The organism is Arenimonas malthae CC-JY-1, from assembly GCF_000747075.1.
Taxonomy (GTDB): domain Bacteria; phylum Pseudomonadota; class Gammaproteobacteria; order Xanthomonadales; family Xanthomonadaceae; genus Arenimonas; species Arenimonas malthae.
On the sequence record NZ_AVCH01000166.1, the window covers coordinates 1 to 14,591 of the forward strand.

Sequence of the window (14,591 nt, forward strand, 5' to 3'; positions counted from 1 at the left end):
GCCGGACACGGGCGCCACCGCCGCCGGGGACGCCGCGCCCGAAGCCGCGCCGCTGCCCACCGGTGACTTCCGGGTGGTGGCGGTGGAACTGGGCACGGCCTTCGACGAAGAAGGCCGCGTGCCGGCGCCGAAGGACCTGTTCAAGGCCACCGACACCCTGCACCTGGCGGTGGTCGGCGTGGGCAGCAGCCCGGGCCTGGTGCTGTCCGCGCGCTGGCTGGCGGCCGACGGCAACGAAGTGGCCCAGGCCCGCCAGGACCTGGCGCCGCAGGCGCCCACCGTGGCCAGCTTCCGGCTGTCGCAGCCGGAGCCCTGGCCGGCCGGCGACTACCGGGTCGAGATCGCGGTGAACGACCGCGTCGTCGAGACCCGCAACTTCCGCATCGAATAACCCCCAGCCCCCTCCCGGCGCGACGGCAACGTCGCGCTGCGATGGCCCGACCCCGGCTTTCGACGATCTTCCGTCCCCATGAGCCATCCCTGCGTCCGCTGCGGCGCCTGCTGCGCCACCTTCCGCGTCTCCTTCCACTGGTCGGAAGCCCAACCCGACAACCCCGGCGGACCTCCCGCCGAGCTGGTGGTGCCGCTGCGCCGGCACGAACTGGCCATGCGCGGCACCGACGGCGCCAACCCGCGCTGCGTGGCGCTGCGCGGCACCATCGGCGTGGACGGGCACTGCGGCATCTACCCGCAGCGGCCGTCGGTGTGCCGCATCGTCGAGCCGTCGTGGGAGTTCGGACGGCACAGCCCGCAGTGCGATAAGGGTCGCCTGGCCCACGGCCTGGCGCCGCTGACGCCAGCCGACTGGCCCGCCGCGCCGGCCGCCGCCGACCCTACGCCCGCGCACTGATCCATCCGCCGAGCGTGTTTTGCCCGGGGGCGGCGGAAACGCGACAATGGCCGGTGTTTTTCACGAGACGACGTCCATGTCCGATACGCCCAAGATCATCTACACGCTCACCGACGAAGCGCCCTTCCTCGCCACGCAGTCGCTGCTGCCGATCGTGCAGGCCTTCGCCGGCGCCGCCGGCATCGCCGTCGAGACGCGCGACATCTCGCTGGCCGGGCGCATCCTGGCGCAGTTCCCGGACCGCCTGCGCGAGGACCAGCGCATCGGCGACCACCTGGCCGAGCTGGGCGAACTGGCCAAGCGGCCGGAAGCCAACATCATCAAGCTGCCCAACATCAGCGCCTCGGTGCCGCAGATGAAGGCGGCCATCAAGGAGCTGCAGGCCCAGGGCTACCCGCTGCCGGACTACCCGGACGAGCCGAGGGACGCCGCCGAGGCCGACACCAGGGCGCGTTACGGCAAGGCCATGGGCAGCGCCGTGAACCCGGTGCTGCGCGAGGGCAATTCCGACCGCCGCGCGCCCAAGTCGGTGAAGGCCTACGCCCGCAAGCACCCGCACAAGATGGGCAAGTGGTCGGCCGCGTCGAAGTCGCACGTGGCGCACATGGACGACGGTGATTTCTACGGCAGCGAGCGCTCCGCCACGATGGCCGGGGACGGCAGCCTGCGCATCGAGCTGGTGGGCAAGGACGGCGAAACCCGCGTGCTGAAGGAATCGGTGAAGGTGAAGGCCGGCGAGATCGTCGACGCCTCGGTCATGCGCCGCCGCGCGCTGGCCAGCTTCATCACCGCGCAGATCGCCGACGCGCGCGAGCAGGGCGTGCTGTTCTCGCTGCACCTCAAGGCCACCATGATGAAGGTCTCCGACCCGATCATGTTCGGCGTGGTGGTGGGCGAGTTCTACCGCGAGGTGCTGGAAAGGCACGCGGCCGCGCTGGAGCAGGTCGGCTTCGACCCGAACAACGGCATCGGCGACCTCTACGCCCGCATCGGCGCGCTGCCCGACGCCACCCGGGCCGCCATCCGGGCCGACATCGAGGCGCTGTACGCCAAGCGCCCGGCGCTGGCGATGGTGAACTCCGACAAGGGCATCACCAACCTGCACGTGCCCAGCGACGTGATCGTGGACGCCTCGATGCCGGCCATGATCCGCGACTCCGGCGGCATGTGGAACGCGAAGGGCGAGCTGCAGGACGCCAAGGCCGTCATCCCCGACCGCTGCTACGCCGGCATCTACCAGGTGGTGATCGACGACTGCAAGGCCAACGGCGCCTTCGACCCGGCCACCATGGGCAGCGTGCCCAACGTCGGCCTGATGGCGCAGAAGGCCGAGGAGTACGGCTCGCACGACAAGACCTTCCAGGCGCCGGTGGACGGCAGCATCCGCGTGGTGGCGGCCGACGGCAGCGTGGTGTTCGAACACGCGGTGGAAGCCGGCGACATCTGGCGCATGTGCCAGACCAAGGACGCGCCGGTGCAGGACTGGGTGAAGCTGGCCGTCACCCGCGCGCGCCTGAGCGCCACGCCGGCGGTGTTCTGGCTCGACCCGGCCCGCGCCCACGACGCGCAGGTGATCGCCAAGGTCGAGCGGTACCTCAAGGACTACGACACCTCGGGCCTGGACATCCGCATCCTGCCGCCGGTGGAGGCCATGAAGCTGTCGCTGCAGCGCATCCGCGCCGGCCTCGACACCATCTCGGTCACCGGCAACGTGCTGCGCGACTACCTCACCGACCTGTTCCCGATCATGGAGCTGGGCACCAGCGCCAAGATGCTGTCGATCGTGCCGCTGATGGCCGGCGGCGGCCTGTTCGAAACCGGCGCGGGTGGTTCGGCGCCCAAGCACGTGCAGCAGTTCGTGGCCGAGAACTACCTGCGCTGGGATTCGCTGGGCGAATTCCTGGCGCTGGCGGCGTCGCTGGAACACGTGAGCGAGCGCTGGCTCAACTCCGCCGCGCCGGCGCTGGCCAAGGCGCTGGACCTGGCCAACGGCCGCATCCTGGACGAAGACCGTGGCCCCTCGCGCAAGGTCGGCGGCCCGGACAACCGCGGCAGCCACTTCTACCTGGCGCTGTACTGGGCCCAGGCCCTGGCGGCGCAGGACGAGGACGCGGCCCTGAAGGCGAAGTTCGCGCCGCTGGCGAAGGCGCTGGCGGACAACGAGCAGAAGATCGTGGCCGAGCTGCTGGCCGTGCAGGGCCAGCCGGTGGACATCGGCGGCTACTACCGCCCGGACCCGGCCAAGGTCTCCGCCGCCATGCGCCCCAGCCCCACCTTCAACGCCGCCCTCGCGTCGCTTTAAAGAAACTGGGCCAATAAAAAACCCCACCCGGTCGCGAGACCGGGTGGGGTTTTCGTTTGCGGGGATCAGGCGTGGAGGTCGAAGCGGTCGCCTTCCATGACCTTGGTCCAGGCGGCGACGAAGTCGTTGACGAACTTCTCCTGGGAATCGGACTCGGCATAAACCTCGGCGATGGCGCGCAGCTGGGAGTTCGAACCGAACACCAGGTCCACCACCGTGCCCGTCCACTTCACCGCGCCGGTCTTGCGGTCGCGGCCCTCGAGCACGTTCTGGTCGCCGGCCGAGCGTGCCCACTTCGTGTCCATGTCCAGCAGGTTCACGAAGAAGTCGTTGCTCAGCACGCCCGGGCGGGCGGTGAACACGCCGTGTTTGGCACCACCGACGTTGGCGTCGAGCGCACGCAGGCCGCCGATGAGCACCGTCATTTCCGGCGCGGTGAGCGTGAGCAGCGCGGCCTTGTCGACCAGGCGCTCGGCCAGGCCTTCCACGCCCTTGGCGGCGTAGTTGCGGAAGCCGTCGGCCTTGGGCTCCAGCACCGCGAACGACTCGACGTCGGTGTGCTCCTGGGTCGCGTCGGTCCGGCCCGGATGGAACGGCACGGTGACGCTGACGCCGGCCTTCTTCGCCGCGTCCTCGACCGCCGCGTTGCCGGCGATGACGATCAGGTCGGCCAGCGAAACCTTCTTGCCGCCGCTGGCGGAGGCGTTGAAGTCCTTCCGGATGCCCTCGAGCACGCCCAGCACCTTGGCCAGCTGCGCCGGCTGGTTCGCCTCCCAGTCCTTCTGCGGGGCCAGGCGAATGCGCGCGCCGTTGGCGCCGCCGCGCTTGTCGCTGCCGCGGAAACTCGACGCGGACGCCCAGGCGGTGGCCACCAGCTGCTGCGTCGTCAGGCCGGAAGCAAGCACCTTGGCCTTGAGCGCGGCCACGTCGGCGGCGTCCACCAGCGGGTGGTCGACCTCGGGCACCGGGTCCTGCCAGATCAGCACTTCCTTGGGCACCAGCTTGCCCAGGTAACGCGAGCGCGGGCCCATGTCGCGGTGGGTCAGCTTGAACCAGGCGCGGGCGAAGGCGTCGGCGAACTCCTGCGGGTTGGCGTGGAAGCGGCGCGAGATCTTTTCGTAGGCCGGGTCCATGCGCATGGCCATGTCGGCGGTGGTCATCATGATGGTGACCTTCTTCGACGGATCGTGCGCCGACGGCGCCATGTGCTCGGGCTTGAGGTTCTTCGGGTGCCACTGGTTGGCGCCGGCGGGGCTCTTCACCAGCTCCCACTCGTAGCCGAACAGCACGTCGAAGTAGCCGTTGTCCCACTGGATCGGGTTCGGGGTCCAGGAGCCTTCGATGCCGCTGGTGATGGTGTCGTTGCCCTTGCCGGTGCCGTGGGTGCTGATCCAGCCCAGGCCCTGCTCGGCGATGTCCGCCGCTTCCGGCTCGGCGCCCACCTTGGCGGCATCGCCGGCGCCATGGGCCTTGCCGAAGGTGTGGCCGCCGGCGGTGAGCGCCACGGTCTCCTCGTCGTTCATGGCCATGCGCGCGAAGGTTTCGCGGATGTCGCGGGCCGAGGCCAGCGGGTCTGGCTTGCCGTCCGGGCCTTCCGGGTTCACGTAGATCAGGCCCATCTGCACCGCGGCCAGCGGGTTGGCCAGGTCACGCTCGCCGCTGTAGCGGCTGCCCGGCTTGTCGCTGGTGGCCAGCCACTCGGCTTCCGGGCCCCAGTCGACGACGTTCGGCTCCCAGATGTCGGCGCGGCCGCCGGCGAAGCCGAAGGTCTTGAAGCCCATGCCTTCCATCGCGGCGTTGCCGGCGAGCACCAGCAGGTCGGCCCAGCTGAGCTTCTTGCCGTACTTCTTCTTGATCGGCCAGAGCAGGCGGCGGGCCTTGTCGAGGTTGCCGTTGTCGGGCCAGCTGTTGAGCGGGGCGAAGCGCTGGTCGCCGGTGCCGGCGCCGCCGCGGCCGTCGCTGATGCGGTAGGTGCCGGCGGCGTGCCAGGCCAGGCGCACCATCAGGCCGCCGTAGTTGCCGTAGTCGGCCGGCCACCAGTCCTGCGAATCGGTCATCAGCGCCTTGAGGTCGGCCATGACCGCGTCGAGGTCGAGCTTCTGGAATTCCTTGCGGTAGTCGAAGTCCTTGCCGAGCGGGTTGGTCTTCTCGGAGTGGACGGTGAGCGGGCTCAGGTCGAGCTGGTTCGGCCACCAGTCGAGGTTTCGCGGGCCCTTGCCCATCCCGATATGGTGGACCGGGCACTTGGATTCGTTGGACATGGCGCTCTCCTGGGGTGGATGGGACGGGAAGTCTTCGCAGTCTGGACTTCACCCACGTTCAGCTGAAATGAATGTTTTGGATGTAAGCGATAGCCCTGGCCTATCAACCCGGCCTTGACGCAGGGCTGTGCTAGCTTGGCGGCCTTCCCTGCCCGACACCGGAGCCCACCATGCGCCGCACCCCGCTCGCCCTTGCCTTCGCCGCCACCCTCGCGCTGGCCGCCTGCAGCCCGGCATCCGAAGAAGCCGCGCCGCCGGCCGACGGCACCTACGGCGACACCGCCGCCGCGCCGGCCGCCGACGCCACCACCGACGACACCGACGACCGCGACGCCCAGACCGACCCGATGGACGCCATCCTGGCCGGCGACTGGCGCGACCCGGCCAACAGCGCCCGCGACGCCTTCCGCCACCCGCGCGAAACCCTGGCCTTCTTCGGCGTGGGCCCCAGCCAGGCCGTGGTCGAGATCAGCCCGGGCGGCGGCTGGTACACCGAAATCCTGGCGCCGCTGGCCCAGGGCAAGGGCCGCTACGTGGGCATCATCAACGACCCGGCCAAGTCGGGTAACGAGCGCGCCCAGCAGTACTACGCCAATGCCAACGCCAAGCTGCGCGAGAAGCTGGCGGCGCGCGCCGACGTGTACGGCAACGCCACGCTCGTGGAAATCGACCCGAACGCGCCGGTGCTGGGCGAGCCGGCGTCGGCCGACGTGGTGCTGACCTTCCGCAACGTGCACAACTGGGTGATGGCCGGCAACGAAGCCGCCATGTTCAAGTCGTTCTTCGAGGTGCTGCGCCCGGGCGGCGTGCTGGGCGTGGTGGAACACCGCGCGGCCGCCGGCAAGACGCTGGAGGAAGTGAAGACCTCGGGCTACCTGCCGGAGGACTACGTGATCGGCCTGGCCACCGCGGCCGGTTTCGTGCTCGAGGAAAAGAGCGAAATCAACGCCAACCCGGCCGACACCAAGGACCACCCGAACGGCGTGTGGACCCTGCCGCCGAGCAACAACCACGAAGAAACCGACAAGGCCAAGTACGCCGCCATCGGCGAAAGCGACCGCATGACGCTGCGCTTCGTGAAGCCGCAGGCGGAAGCCGCGCCGGCCGAGTAACGGCCGGCCGACCGGGGAAGGACGTCAGCGCGCGTCCTTCTCCACCACGCCACCCTTGATGACCACGGGGATGGCTTCGAGCAGGGCCACGTTCGCCGTCGGGTCGCCGTTCACCGCCACCAGGTCGGCCCAGCGGCCGGCTTCGGCCACGCCCACGTCGTTGCGGCCCAGGGCCTCGGCCGAATTCACCGTGGCGGCCTGGATGGCCTGCAGCGGCGTCATGCCGTAACGCACCATCCAGGCGAACTGGCGGCCGTTGTCGCCGTGGCGGTGCACGCCCGAATCGGTGCCGTAGACCATGCGCACGCCGGCCTGGTGGGCACGGCGGAAGTTTTCGCGCTGGATGTCGGCCACCTCGCGGTCCTTGCGCAGGTTGTCCTCGAGCACGCCGTTCTTGCGGCCTTCCGACTGCGTGTACTCGGTGTTGTAGATGTCCATGGACAGCCAGGTGCCGTGCTTCCTGGCGAGCGCGATGCCCTCGGCGTCGATCAGGCTGGCGTGCTCGATGGTGTCCACGCCGGCGCGGATGGCGGCGTTGATGCCGGAAGCGCCGTGCGCATGCGCGGCGACCTTCAGGCCCCACTGGTGCGCTTCCTCGACCACGGCGCGCATTTCCTCCTCGCGCATCTGCTGCTGGCCCGGCTCGGTGTTGCGGGAGAACACGCCGCCGGTGGCGCAGATCTTGATCACCTGGGCGCCGTGCTTGCGGATCTCGCGCACGCGCTTGCGGGCTTCGTCGGGGCTGTCGGCGTTGTAGGGGCTCTTGGCGTCGAACGAGGGCGGGAAGAAGGTGGAATCGCAGTGGCCGCCGGTGGCGCCGAAGCTGTAGCCGGCGGAAACGATGCGCGGGCCGCGGATCTTGCCCTCGTCCACGGCCTGGCGCAGGCCGACGTCGTTCCAGCTGTCGGAACCGACGTTGCGCACGGTGGTGAAGCCGGCGTCCAGGGTTTCGCCGGCGTGCTTCACGCTCAGCATCGACCAGAAGCGGTCGGTGTACTGCAGGTGGGTGTAGCCGCCGTAGGCCGGGTCGGAATCGAGGTGGGTGTGCATGTCGATCAGGCCGGGCAGCAGGCTCATGCCGGCCAGGTCGACGACGCGTTCGCCGGGCGCGGGTTCGCCGCCGCTGGCGACGGCGGTGATGCGGCCGTTTTCGACGCGGATGCCGGGATTCTCGATCCACTTGCCGCTGCGCACGTCGAGCAGGCGCGCGGCGCGGATGAACACGGTGCCGTCGCCGGGCGCCGGCGTCACGGCCGCCTGCGGCGCGGAAGCCGCGAAAGCGGCGGCAAGGGAAACGGCCAGCAGGGCCGGGGCCAGCGAACGCAGGGTCATGGCGACTCTCTCGGTGAAGTTCCCCCGAGTGTACTTATTCCTCGCCGGTTTGGAGTCGCCAGAGGGCGGCGTAGGGTCCGTTGCGGGCAAGGAGCTCGTCGTGGGTGCCGGATTCGACGATGCGGCCGGCGTCGAGCACGTGGATCGCGTTCGCATGGCGCACGGTGCTCAGGCGGTGCGCCACCACCAGGGTGGTGCGGCCGCGCGCGGCGGTGGCCAGGGAATGCTGGATGGCGGCTTCGGTTTCGTTGTCCACGGCCGACGTCGCTTCGTCGAGCACCAGCACGCGCGGGTCGCGGTACAGCGCGCGGGCCAGGGCGATGCGCTGGCGCTGGCCGCCGCTGAGGTTGCCGCCGCGCTCGCCCACCGGGCTGTCGTAGCCGGCCGGCAGCGCGGCGATGAAGCCGTGCGCCTCGGCGGCGCGCGCCGCCGCTTCCACCCGCGCGCGATCCGGCTGGCGCTCGCCGTAGGCGATGTTGTCGGCCACCGAGCCGTCGGTGAGGAAGGGCTCCTGCGCGACGTAGCCAATCGTGCGGCGCAGTGCGGCCGGGTCGAGCTGCGACAGGTCGGCGCCATCCAGCGTGATCCGGCCCGCCTTCGGGTCCAGGAAACGCAGCAGCAGCTTCAGCAGCGTGCTCTTGCCGCCGCCGGTGCCGCCCACCAGCGCCACCGTGCTGCCGGCCGGCACGTGCAGGTCGATGCCCTGCACCGCCACCCGCCCGTCGTAGTCGTGCCCCACGCCTTCGAAGCGCAGCTCGCCGCGCAGGCCCGCGGGCAGCGGCTGCGTGCCGCGCGCCGGCACCGGCGTGTCGAGCAGGTCCATCACCCGGTTCACCGAGGCCATGGCGCGCTGGTACAGGTCCACCATGTCGGCCAGGCGCGTCAGCGGCCAGAGCAGGCGCTGCGTCAGGTACACCAGCGCGGAATAGCTGCCCACGCCCAGCTCGCCGCGCAGCGTGAGCACGCCGCCATAGAGCAGCGTGGCCACGAAGCCGGCCAGGATGGCCATGCGGATCACCGGCGTGATGGCCGCGGAGAAACGAATGGCGTCGGCATTGCGGCCGCGGAACTCGTCGCTGGCCTGGCGCAGGTGTTCGGCCTCGAACTCTTCCGCCGTGTAGGCCTGGATGGTGGCCATGCCGGCGAGGTTGTTGTTCAGGCGCGCCGACACCGTGGCCGCGGCTTCGCGCGCGGCGGCGTAACGCGGCGCCAGCCGCTTCTGGAACCAGAACGCGCCCACCAGGATCAGCGGGATGGGCAGCATGGCCAGCGCCGCCAGGTCGGCGGTGAGCACGAAGAACACGCCGCCCACCAGCAGCGACGACACCGCCACCTGGATCAGGTCGTTGGCGCCGGTGTTGAGGAAGCGCTCGACCTGGTTCACGTCCTCGTTCATCAGCGCCATCAGCCGGCCGCTGCGCTCGCGCTCGATCACCGCCGGCGGCAGCTTCTGCAGGTGGCCGTAGGCCGCCTGGCGCAGCGCATGCTGCAGCTCCTGCGCCAGCCCGCGCCACTTCACCGCGTACAGGTATTCGAACAGCGATTCGAGCACCCATACCGCCACCGTCAGCGCCACCAGCAGGTACAGCTGCTGCCGCGGGTCGGGGATGCCGAAGCCGGCCAGGAAGGAATCCTGCTGGTTCACCACCACGTCCACCGCGACGCCGATCAGCAGTTCCGGCAACACGTCGAAGATCTTGTTGAGCACGGAGTACACCGCGGCCAGGGCGGCCGTGCGGCGGTGCGGGCGGGCGAAGCCGGCGAGGCGGCGCAGCGGATGGGTCGGGGCCATGGGGGTCGGGGGCGGTGGGGGCCGGCAACAGTGTCCCATGCGGCGTACACTGGCCGGATGCTGATTGCGTTCAATAAACCGTACGGTGTGTTGTGCCAGTTCACCGACAGCGCCGAGCCGCCGCGTCCCACGCTGGCGGATTTCGGCCTGCCGCCCGACGTGTACGCCGCGGGCCGGCTGGACCAGGATTCCGAAGGCCTGCTGCTGCTGTCCGACGACGGCCCGCTCATCGCCCGCATCAGCTCGCCGAAGTTCCACTGGCCCAAGACCTACCTCGCGCAGGTCGAGGGCACGGCCACCGACGAACACCTGGCCGCGCTGCGCCAGGGCGTGCCGCTCAAGGACGGCCCCACCCGCCCGGCCAAGGCCCAGGTGCTGGTGGGCGCGCCCGACTGGCTGTGGCCGCGCGACCCGCCGGTGCGCTACCGCAAGTCGGTGCCGGAGAGCTGGATCGAGCTCACCATCACCGAAGGCCGCAACCGGCAGGTGCGCCGCATGACCGCCGCCATCGGCCTGCCCACCCTGCGCCTGGTGCGGCTGGCGATCGGCCCGCACCGCCTCGAGGGCCTGCGCCCCGGCCACTGGCGCGAAGAACCCCTCTAGCCATAAAAGGGACGCAGATCCGACGGGAGGCGCGGGATGGAGTTCCAGGACCATTTTTCAGGGCATGCGGAGGATTACGCCGCGGCGCGGCCGACCTACCCGCGCGAGCTGTTCCAGTGGCTGGCCGACCAGTGCCGGCACCATGACCTGGTCTGGGACGTGGGCTGCGGCAATGGCCAGGCCAGCCTGGCGCTGACGCACTGGTTCACCCGCGTGCACGCCAGCGACCCCAGCCCCGAACAGATCGCCGCCGCGCCGGCCAACCCGCGCATCACCTGGCGCGTCGAAGCCGCCGAACACTGCACGCTTCGCAGCGGCACGGTGGACCTGGTGACGGCCGCGCAGTCCTTCCACTGGTTCAACCAGGAACGCTTCTGCCACGAGGCCGCGCGCGTGCTGCGCCCCGGCGGCCTGTGCGCGGTGTGGTGCTACGGCATCTCGCGGGTCAGCCGCGACGTGGACGAGGTCTACCACGCGCTCTACCACGACACGCTGGGCGCCTACTGGCCGCCCGAACGCCGCCACATCGAGGACGGCTACCGCCACCTGGTGTTCCCCTTCGAGGCCCTGGGCGAAATCCCGCGCCTGGAAATGCGCGAGGAGTGGACCCTGGCCCAGTACCTGGCCTACCTGCGCACCTGGTCGGCCAGCCAGCGCCACCTGAAGGACACGGGCAAGGACGCGGTGTCGCTGCACGAAGCCGCCTTCGCCGAAGCCTGGGGCGACCCCGCCCGGAAGCGCGAAGTGGACTGGCCGCTGTCGATCCGCGCCGGCCGCACGCCCAACGACTGAATTTCCCGTCTAGCTACCGATGGAGTTCCGCATGTTCCGACCCACCCTGCTCGCCGCGGCGCTGGCCGCCGCGCTCGTCGCCTTCGCGCCGCACGCCCACGCCACCGGCGAAGCCGCCGGCGCCACCGTCGCGCCCGCCACCGCCGCCGCCCAGCGCCTGCACGCCCTGTTCGAAGCCGACTGGCAGCGCGGCCTGGAAGAAAACCCGCTGATGGCCACCTACCTCGGCGACAAGCGCTACAACGACCGCCTGCCGGACCTGTCGCCGGCCGCGCGCGAACGCCAGCAGGCCGCGGTGCGCGCGTCCCTGGCCACGCTCGGGACCATCGACCGCGCCGCGCTCTCGCCGGCCGACCAGCTCAACTACGACATCTACCGCCGCCAGCTGGAAACCGAGATCGCCGGCTTCCGCTTCCACCCCGAGCGCCTGGCGGTGGACCAGCGCGGCGGCGTGCACCTGCTGGCCGTGCAGATGGCGCCGGCGCTGCGCTTCGAATCGGCGAAGGACTATGCCGACTGGACCGCGCGCCTGCGCGCCTACGGCACCCTGGTCGACCAGACGATCGCCCTGCTGCGCGAGGGCATGGCCAGCGGCTGGGTGGCGCCCAAGGCCGTGATGCAGCGCGTGCCGGCGCAGATCGCCGCGCAGCGCGTGGCCACGGCGGCGGAAAGCAGCTTCTACAAACCTTTCCTGGCCATGCCCGGATCCATGCCGGCCGACGAGCGCGCGCGCCTGCAGGCCGACGCCAAGGCCGCGGTGGACGAGGTGGTGCTGCCGGCGCTGGCCCGCTTCGAAACCTTCTTCAACACCGAGTACCTGCCCGCCTGCGCCGATTCCGTGGCCACCGGCGACCTGCCCGACGGCAAGGCCTTCTACGACCACCTGGCGCGCCTGTACACCACCACCGACCTCAGCGCCGACCAGATCCACGACATCGGCCAGAAGGAAGTAGCGCGCATCCGCGCCGAGATGGAGAAGCTCAAGGCCGAGGTCGGCTTCGAAGGCGACCTGCAGGCGTTCTTCACCCACCTGCGCACCGACCCGAAGTTCTTCCACGCCGATCCGCAGGCGCTGCTGGCCGAATACCGCGCCCTGACCCGGCGCATCGACCCCGAGCTGGTGAAGGTGTTCGGCAAGCTGCCGCGCACGCCCTACGGCGTGATCACCATTCCCGCCGAAACCGCGCCCGACACCACCACGGCCTACTACCAGCGCCCGTCCGCCGACGGCCGCCGCGCGGGCTATTACTACGTGAACCTGTACAAGCCCGAATCGCGGCCGCGCTGGGAAATGATGGCGCTGTCGCTGCACGAAGCCGTGCCCGGCCACCACCTGCAGATCGCGCTGGCGCAGGAGATGCCCGACCAGCCGATGTTCCGCCGCCAGGGCGGCTTCACCGCCTTCATCGAAGGCTGGGGCCTGTACGCCGAGCGCCTGGGCTACGACATGGGCCTGTACGACGACCCCTACGACCGCATGGGCCAGCTGGCCTACGACATGTGGCGCGCGGTGCGCCTGGTGGTGGACACCGGCCTGCACAGCAAGGGCTGGAGCCGGCAGCAGGCGATCGACTTCTTCGCCGCCAACGCGCCCAAGGCCGAGCTCGACATCGCCAACGAGGTGGACCGCTACATCACCACCCCGGGCCAGGCCCTGGCCTACAAGATCGGCCAGATGAAGCTCAGCGAGCTGCGCGCCCGCGCCGAAGCCAGGCTGGGCGACCGCTTCGACGTGCGCGCCTTCCACGACGCGCTGCTGGCCGAGGGCGCGCTGCCGCTGGGCGTGCTCGAGCAGCGCATGGACGCCTGGATCGCCGCCCAGGCGCAGTAATAAGAAAGGGGGCCAGAGTACTGATTCGTCTCCGACGAATCGGTGCTCCGACCCCCATTTTCTTACGCGGGTTATTTGGCGGCTTTTTTGGCCGGAGCCTTCCTGGCAGCCGGCTTCTTCGCAGCGGCAACCTTCTTCGCCGGCGCTTTCTTGGCGGGAGCCTTCTTGGCGGGAGCCTTCTTGGCCGCAGCCTTCTTGGCGGGCGCGGCGGCCTTCTTCGCCGCGACCTGGGTGGACTTCTTGGCCGGGGCCTTGGCGGCCGCCTTCTTGCGCTTGTTCACCGCGTACACCGCGGCGCCCACGGCCGCGACGGCAGCGGCGGCCACGGCGGTGCCAACCGGGTGCTTCTTCACGGCCTTCACCGCGGCGGCGCTGCCCTTCTTCACCGCGGCCACGCCGGCACCGGCGCTGACCAGGGCCCCGGCCTTCTTCGCCAGGTCGGCCTTGTCCCAGGCCTTCTTGGCCGCGGCGCCGGTGTCGCCGATCTTGGCCATGGCGGTCGAAACGATCTTGCTCGTCTTGCTCATGACAGGTCTCCGCAAACGGATGGGTGGAACGTCGGGGCTTGCCGCTACAGCCTAACTCCAAACCGGCGGCCGGTGCGCGGCGTTGCCTGCCGTTGCTCAGGTGCCGCGCGGCTTGGCGCGGTGGGTGGCGGTGGCGGTCCAGGGGTCGTCCGGCCAGGGGTGGCGCGGGTAGCGGCCCTTCATTTCCTTCTTCACTTCCGGGTAGGTGTTGGCCCAGAAGCTGCGCAGGTCCTGGGTGACCTGCAGCGGCTTGCCGCCCGGCGACAGCAGGTGTAGCCGCAGCGGCACGCGGCCGTCGGCGATGCGCGGGGTGTCGGCCAGGCCGAACAGCTCCTGCAGCTTCACCGCCAGCACCGGCGCGGCGCCGTGCGCGTAGTCGATGCCGCGCTCCATGCCCGAGGGCACGGTGATGCGGCGCGGCGCCAGCGTGTCGAGCTTCTGCCGCAGCGACCAGTCGAGGCCGGATTTCAGGGCTTCGCCCAGTTCGTCCTCGCCCAGCGCGTCGAGCCGCGCCTTGCCGCGGAAGGCGGGCTTGAGCCACTGCTCGCGGGTGGCCAACAGGGCGTCGTCGGACACGTCGGGCAGGCCCAGTTCGGGCATCCACTCGCGCAGGCAGCGCACGCGTTCGCGCCACTGGCGCAGGCCGTCGGTCCAGGGCAGCGCCTCGAGGCCGAGTTCGCCGACGGCGTCGGTGAGCGCCTGCGCGGCCAGCGCCGGGTCGGGCCGGCCGGCGGGCTTGGATTCGAGCGTGATCTTGTCGAAGCGGCGTTCGCGGCGGCTCACCAGGGCGCGGGCTTCCGGGTCCCAGCGCACCACGTCGCCTTCGAAGAAGCGCGCGGGGAAATCGCGCTGCAGGCGTGATTCGTCCACCGGGGCGCCGCGCTGGATGAGCGAGTCGCGCGCTTCGAAGCGCAGTTCGCTGGCCACCAGCCAGGGTTCGCCGAACAGCGCGCTGTCGTCGAACAGCCGCGCCATGCGGCCATTGGCCAGCAGGTAGCGGCGCGGGTCGGCCGGGTGCTGGCGGGCGATGCGGTCGGGGAAGGCGTGCACCAGCAGGTCGCCGAGCAGGTGCGCGGGGGCGTCGGCGGGCGGCGCGGTGTCGCAGCGCAGGCGGCGGCGCCACTGCTTCGCGGCGGCATCGATGGCGGCGAGCGCGCCGCGGTTGGCGTTCGCGGGGGCGCGGCCCTGG

The 14,591-nt window shown here is 70.7% G+C and carries 12 protein-coding genes; 7 read left to right on the forward strand and 5 right to left on the reverse strand.

What is annotated here, in order from left to right; translation table 11 throughout:
• The 3 genes from N790_RS16440 to N790_RS09395 form a co-directional block, all read left to right on the forward strand.
• Nucleotides 1-391, forward strand: a 391-nt coding sequence (locus N790_RS16440) for a hypothetical protein (RefSeq protein ID WP_043803594.1), incomplete at its 5' end; no start/stop codon positions are given.
• Between the two features lie 78 nt (nucleotides 392-469).
• Entirely contained in the window at nucleotides 470-850 is a 381-nt protein-coding gene (locus tag N790_RS09390; protein ID WP_043803596.1) for a YkgJ family cysteine cluster protein, read from the forward strand.
• Between the two features lie 76 nt (nucleotides 851-926).
• Entirely contained in the window at nucleotides 927-3,152 is a 2,226-nt protein-coding gene (locus N790_RS09395; protein ID WP_043803598.1) for an NADP-dependent isocitrate dehydrogenase, read from the forward strand.
• Between the two features lie 65 nt (nucleotides 3,153-3,217).
• Here N790_RS09395 and katG read toward each other — a convergent pair whose 3' ends face one another.
• Nucleotides 3,218-5,413: a catalase/peroxidase HPI gene (gene katG / locus N790_RS09400; RefSeq protein WP_043803600.1), complete on the reverse strand. Its 2,196-nt coding sequence runs from the start codon at nucleotides 5,411-5,413 to the stop codon at nucleotides 3,218-3,220.
• Between the two features lie 170 nt (nucleotides 5,414-5,583).
• Here katG and N790_RS09405 point away from each other — a divergent pair, with 170 nt between their 5' ends.
• Nucleotides 5,584-6,525 carry a class I SAM-dependent methyltransferase gene (locus tag N790_RS09405; RefSeq protein WP_043803602.1) on the forward strand — a complete coding sequence of 314 codons (942 nt, stop codon included), beginning with the start codon at nucleotides 5,584-5,586 and terminating at the stop codon, nucleotides 6,523-6,525.
• A gap of 24 nt (nucleotides 6,526-6,549) precedes the next feature.
• Here N790_RS09405 and N790_RS09410 read toward each other — a convergent pair whose 3' ends face one another.
• Nucleotides 6,550-7,857 (reverse strand): Xaa-Pro dipeptidase, encoded by a 1,308-nt coding sequence (locus N790_RS09410; protein WP_043803604.1) that lies wholly within the window; start codon nucleotides 7,855-7,857, stop codon nucleotides 6,550-6,552.
• Nucleotides 7,858-7,891: 34 nt separating this feature from the next.
• Nucleotides 7,892-9,649 carry an ABC transporter ATP-binding protein gene (locus tag N790_RS09415; protein WP_043803606.1) on the reverse strand — a complete coding sequence of 586 codons (1,758 nt, stop codon included), beginning with the start codon at nucleotides 9,647-9,649 and terminating at the stop codon, nucleotides 7,892-7,894.
• A gap of 57 nt (nucleotides 9,650-9,706) precedes the next feature.
• Here N790_RS09415 and N790_RS09420 point away from each other — a divergent pair, with 57 nt between their 5' ends.
• The 3 genes from N790_RS09420 to N790_RS09430 are packed head-to-tail and all read left to right on the forward strand — an operon-like array spanning nucleotide 9,707 to nucleotide 12,875.
• On the forward strand, nucleotides 9,707-10,252 hold the full coding sequence (locus tag N790_RS09420) for a pseudouridine synthase (RefSeq protein ID WP_043803609.1): 546 nt from the start codon (nucleotides 9,707-9,709) through the stop codon (nucleotides 10,250-10,252).
• 36 nt (nucleotides 10,253-10,288) lie between these two features.
• On the forward strand, nucleotides 10,289-11,044 hold the full coding sequence (locus N790_RS16695; RefSeq protein WP_043803611.1) for a class I SAM-dependent methyltransferase: 756 nt from the start codon (nucleotides 10,289-10,291) through the stop codon (nucleotides 11,042-11,044).
• Nucleotides 11,045-11,075: 31 nt separating this feature from the next.
• The gene (locus N790_RS09430; RefSeq protein ID WP_043803614.1) at nucleotides 11,076-12,875 is read left to right on the forward strand and encodes a DUF885 domain-containing protein; all 1,800 of its coding nucleotides are present in this window, start codon (nucleotides 11,076-11,078) and stop codon (nucleotides 12,873-12,875) included.
• Between the two features lie 71 nt (nucleotides 12,876-12,946).
• Here the strand turns inward: N790_RS09430 and N790_RS16610 are convergent, their stop codons facing one another.
• A complete protein-coding gene (locus tag N790_RS16610) occupies nucleotides 12,947-13,402 on the reverse strand; it encodes a hypothetical protein (RefSeq protein WP_211251981.1) in 456 nt (151 codons plus the stop codon).
• A 96-nt stretch (nucleotides 13,403-13,498) separates the two neighbouring features.
• A partial coding sequence (locus N790_RS09440) for an ATP-dependent helicase C-terminal domain-containing protein (protein ID WP_043803612.1) occupies nucleotides 13,499-14,591 on the reverse strand: 1,093 nt, incomplete at its 5' end.

Coding starts and splice junctions, on each gene's coding strand:
- N790_RS09390 (WP_043803596.1), top strand. CDS start 470: ATGAGCCATCCCTGCGTCCGCTGCGGCGCCTGCTGCGCCACCTTCCGC.
- N790_RS09395 (WP_043803598.1), top strand. CDS start 927: ATGTCCGATACGCCCAAGATCATCTACACGCTCACCGACGAAGCGCCC.
- katG (WP_043803600.1), bottom strand. CDS start 5,413: ATGTCCAACGAATCCAAGTGCCCGGTCCACCATATCGGGATGGGCAAG.
- N790_RS09405 (WP_043803602.1), top strand. CDS start 5,584: ATGCGCCGCACCCCGCTCGCCCTTGCCTTCGCCGCCACCCTCGCGCTG.
- N790_RS09410 (WP_043803604.1), bottom strand. CDS start 7,857: ATGACCCTGCGTTCGCTGGCCCCGGCCCTGCTGGCCGTTTCCCTTGCC.
- N790_RS09415 (WP_043803606.1), bottom strand. CDS start 9,649: ATGGCCCCGACCCATCCGCTGCGCCGCCTCGCCGGCTTCGCCCGCCCG.
- N790_RS09420 (WP_043803609.1), top strand. CDS start 9,707: ATGCTGATTGCGTTCAATAAACCGTACGGTGTGTTGTGCCAGTTCACC.
- N790_RS16695 (WP_043803611.1), top strand. CDS start 10,289: ATGGAGTTCCAGGACCATTTTTCAGGGCATGCGGAGGATTACGCCGCG.
- N790_RS09430 (WP_043803614.1), top strand. CDS start 11,076: ATGTTCCGACCCACCCTGCTCGCCGCGGCGCTGGCCGCCGCGCTCGTC.
- N790_RS16610 (WP_211251981.1), bottom strand. CDS start 13,402: ATGAGCAAGACGAGCAAGATCGTTTCGACCGCCATGGCCAAGATCGGC.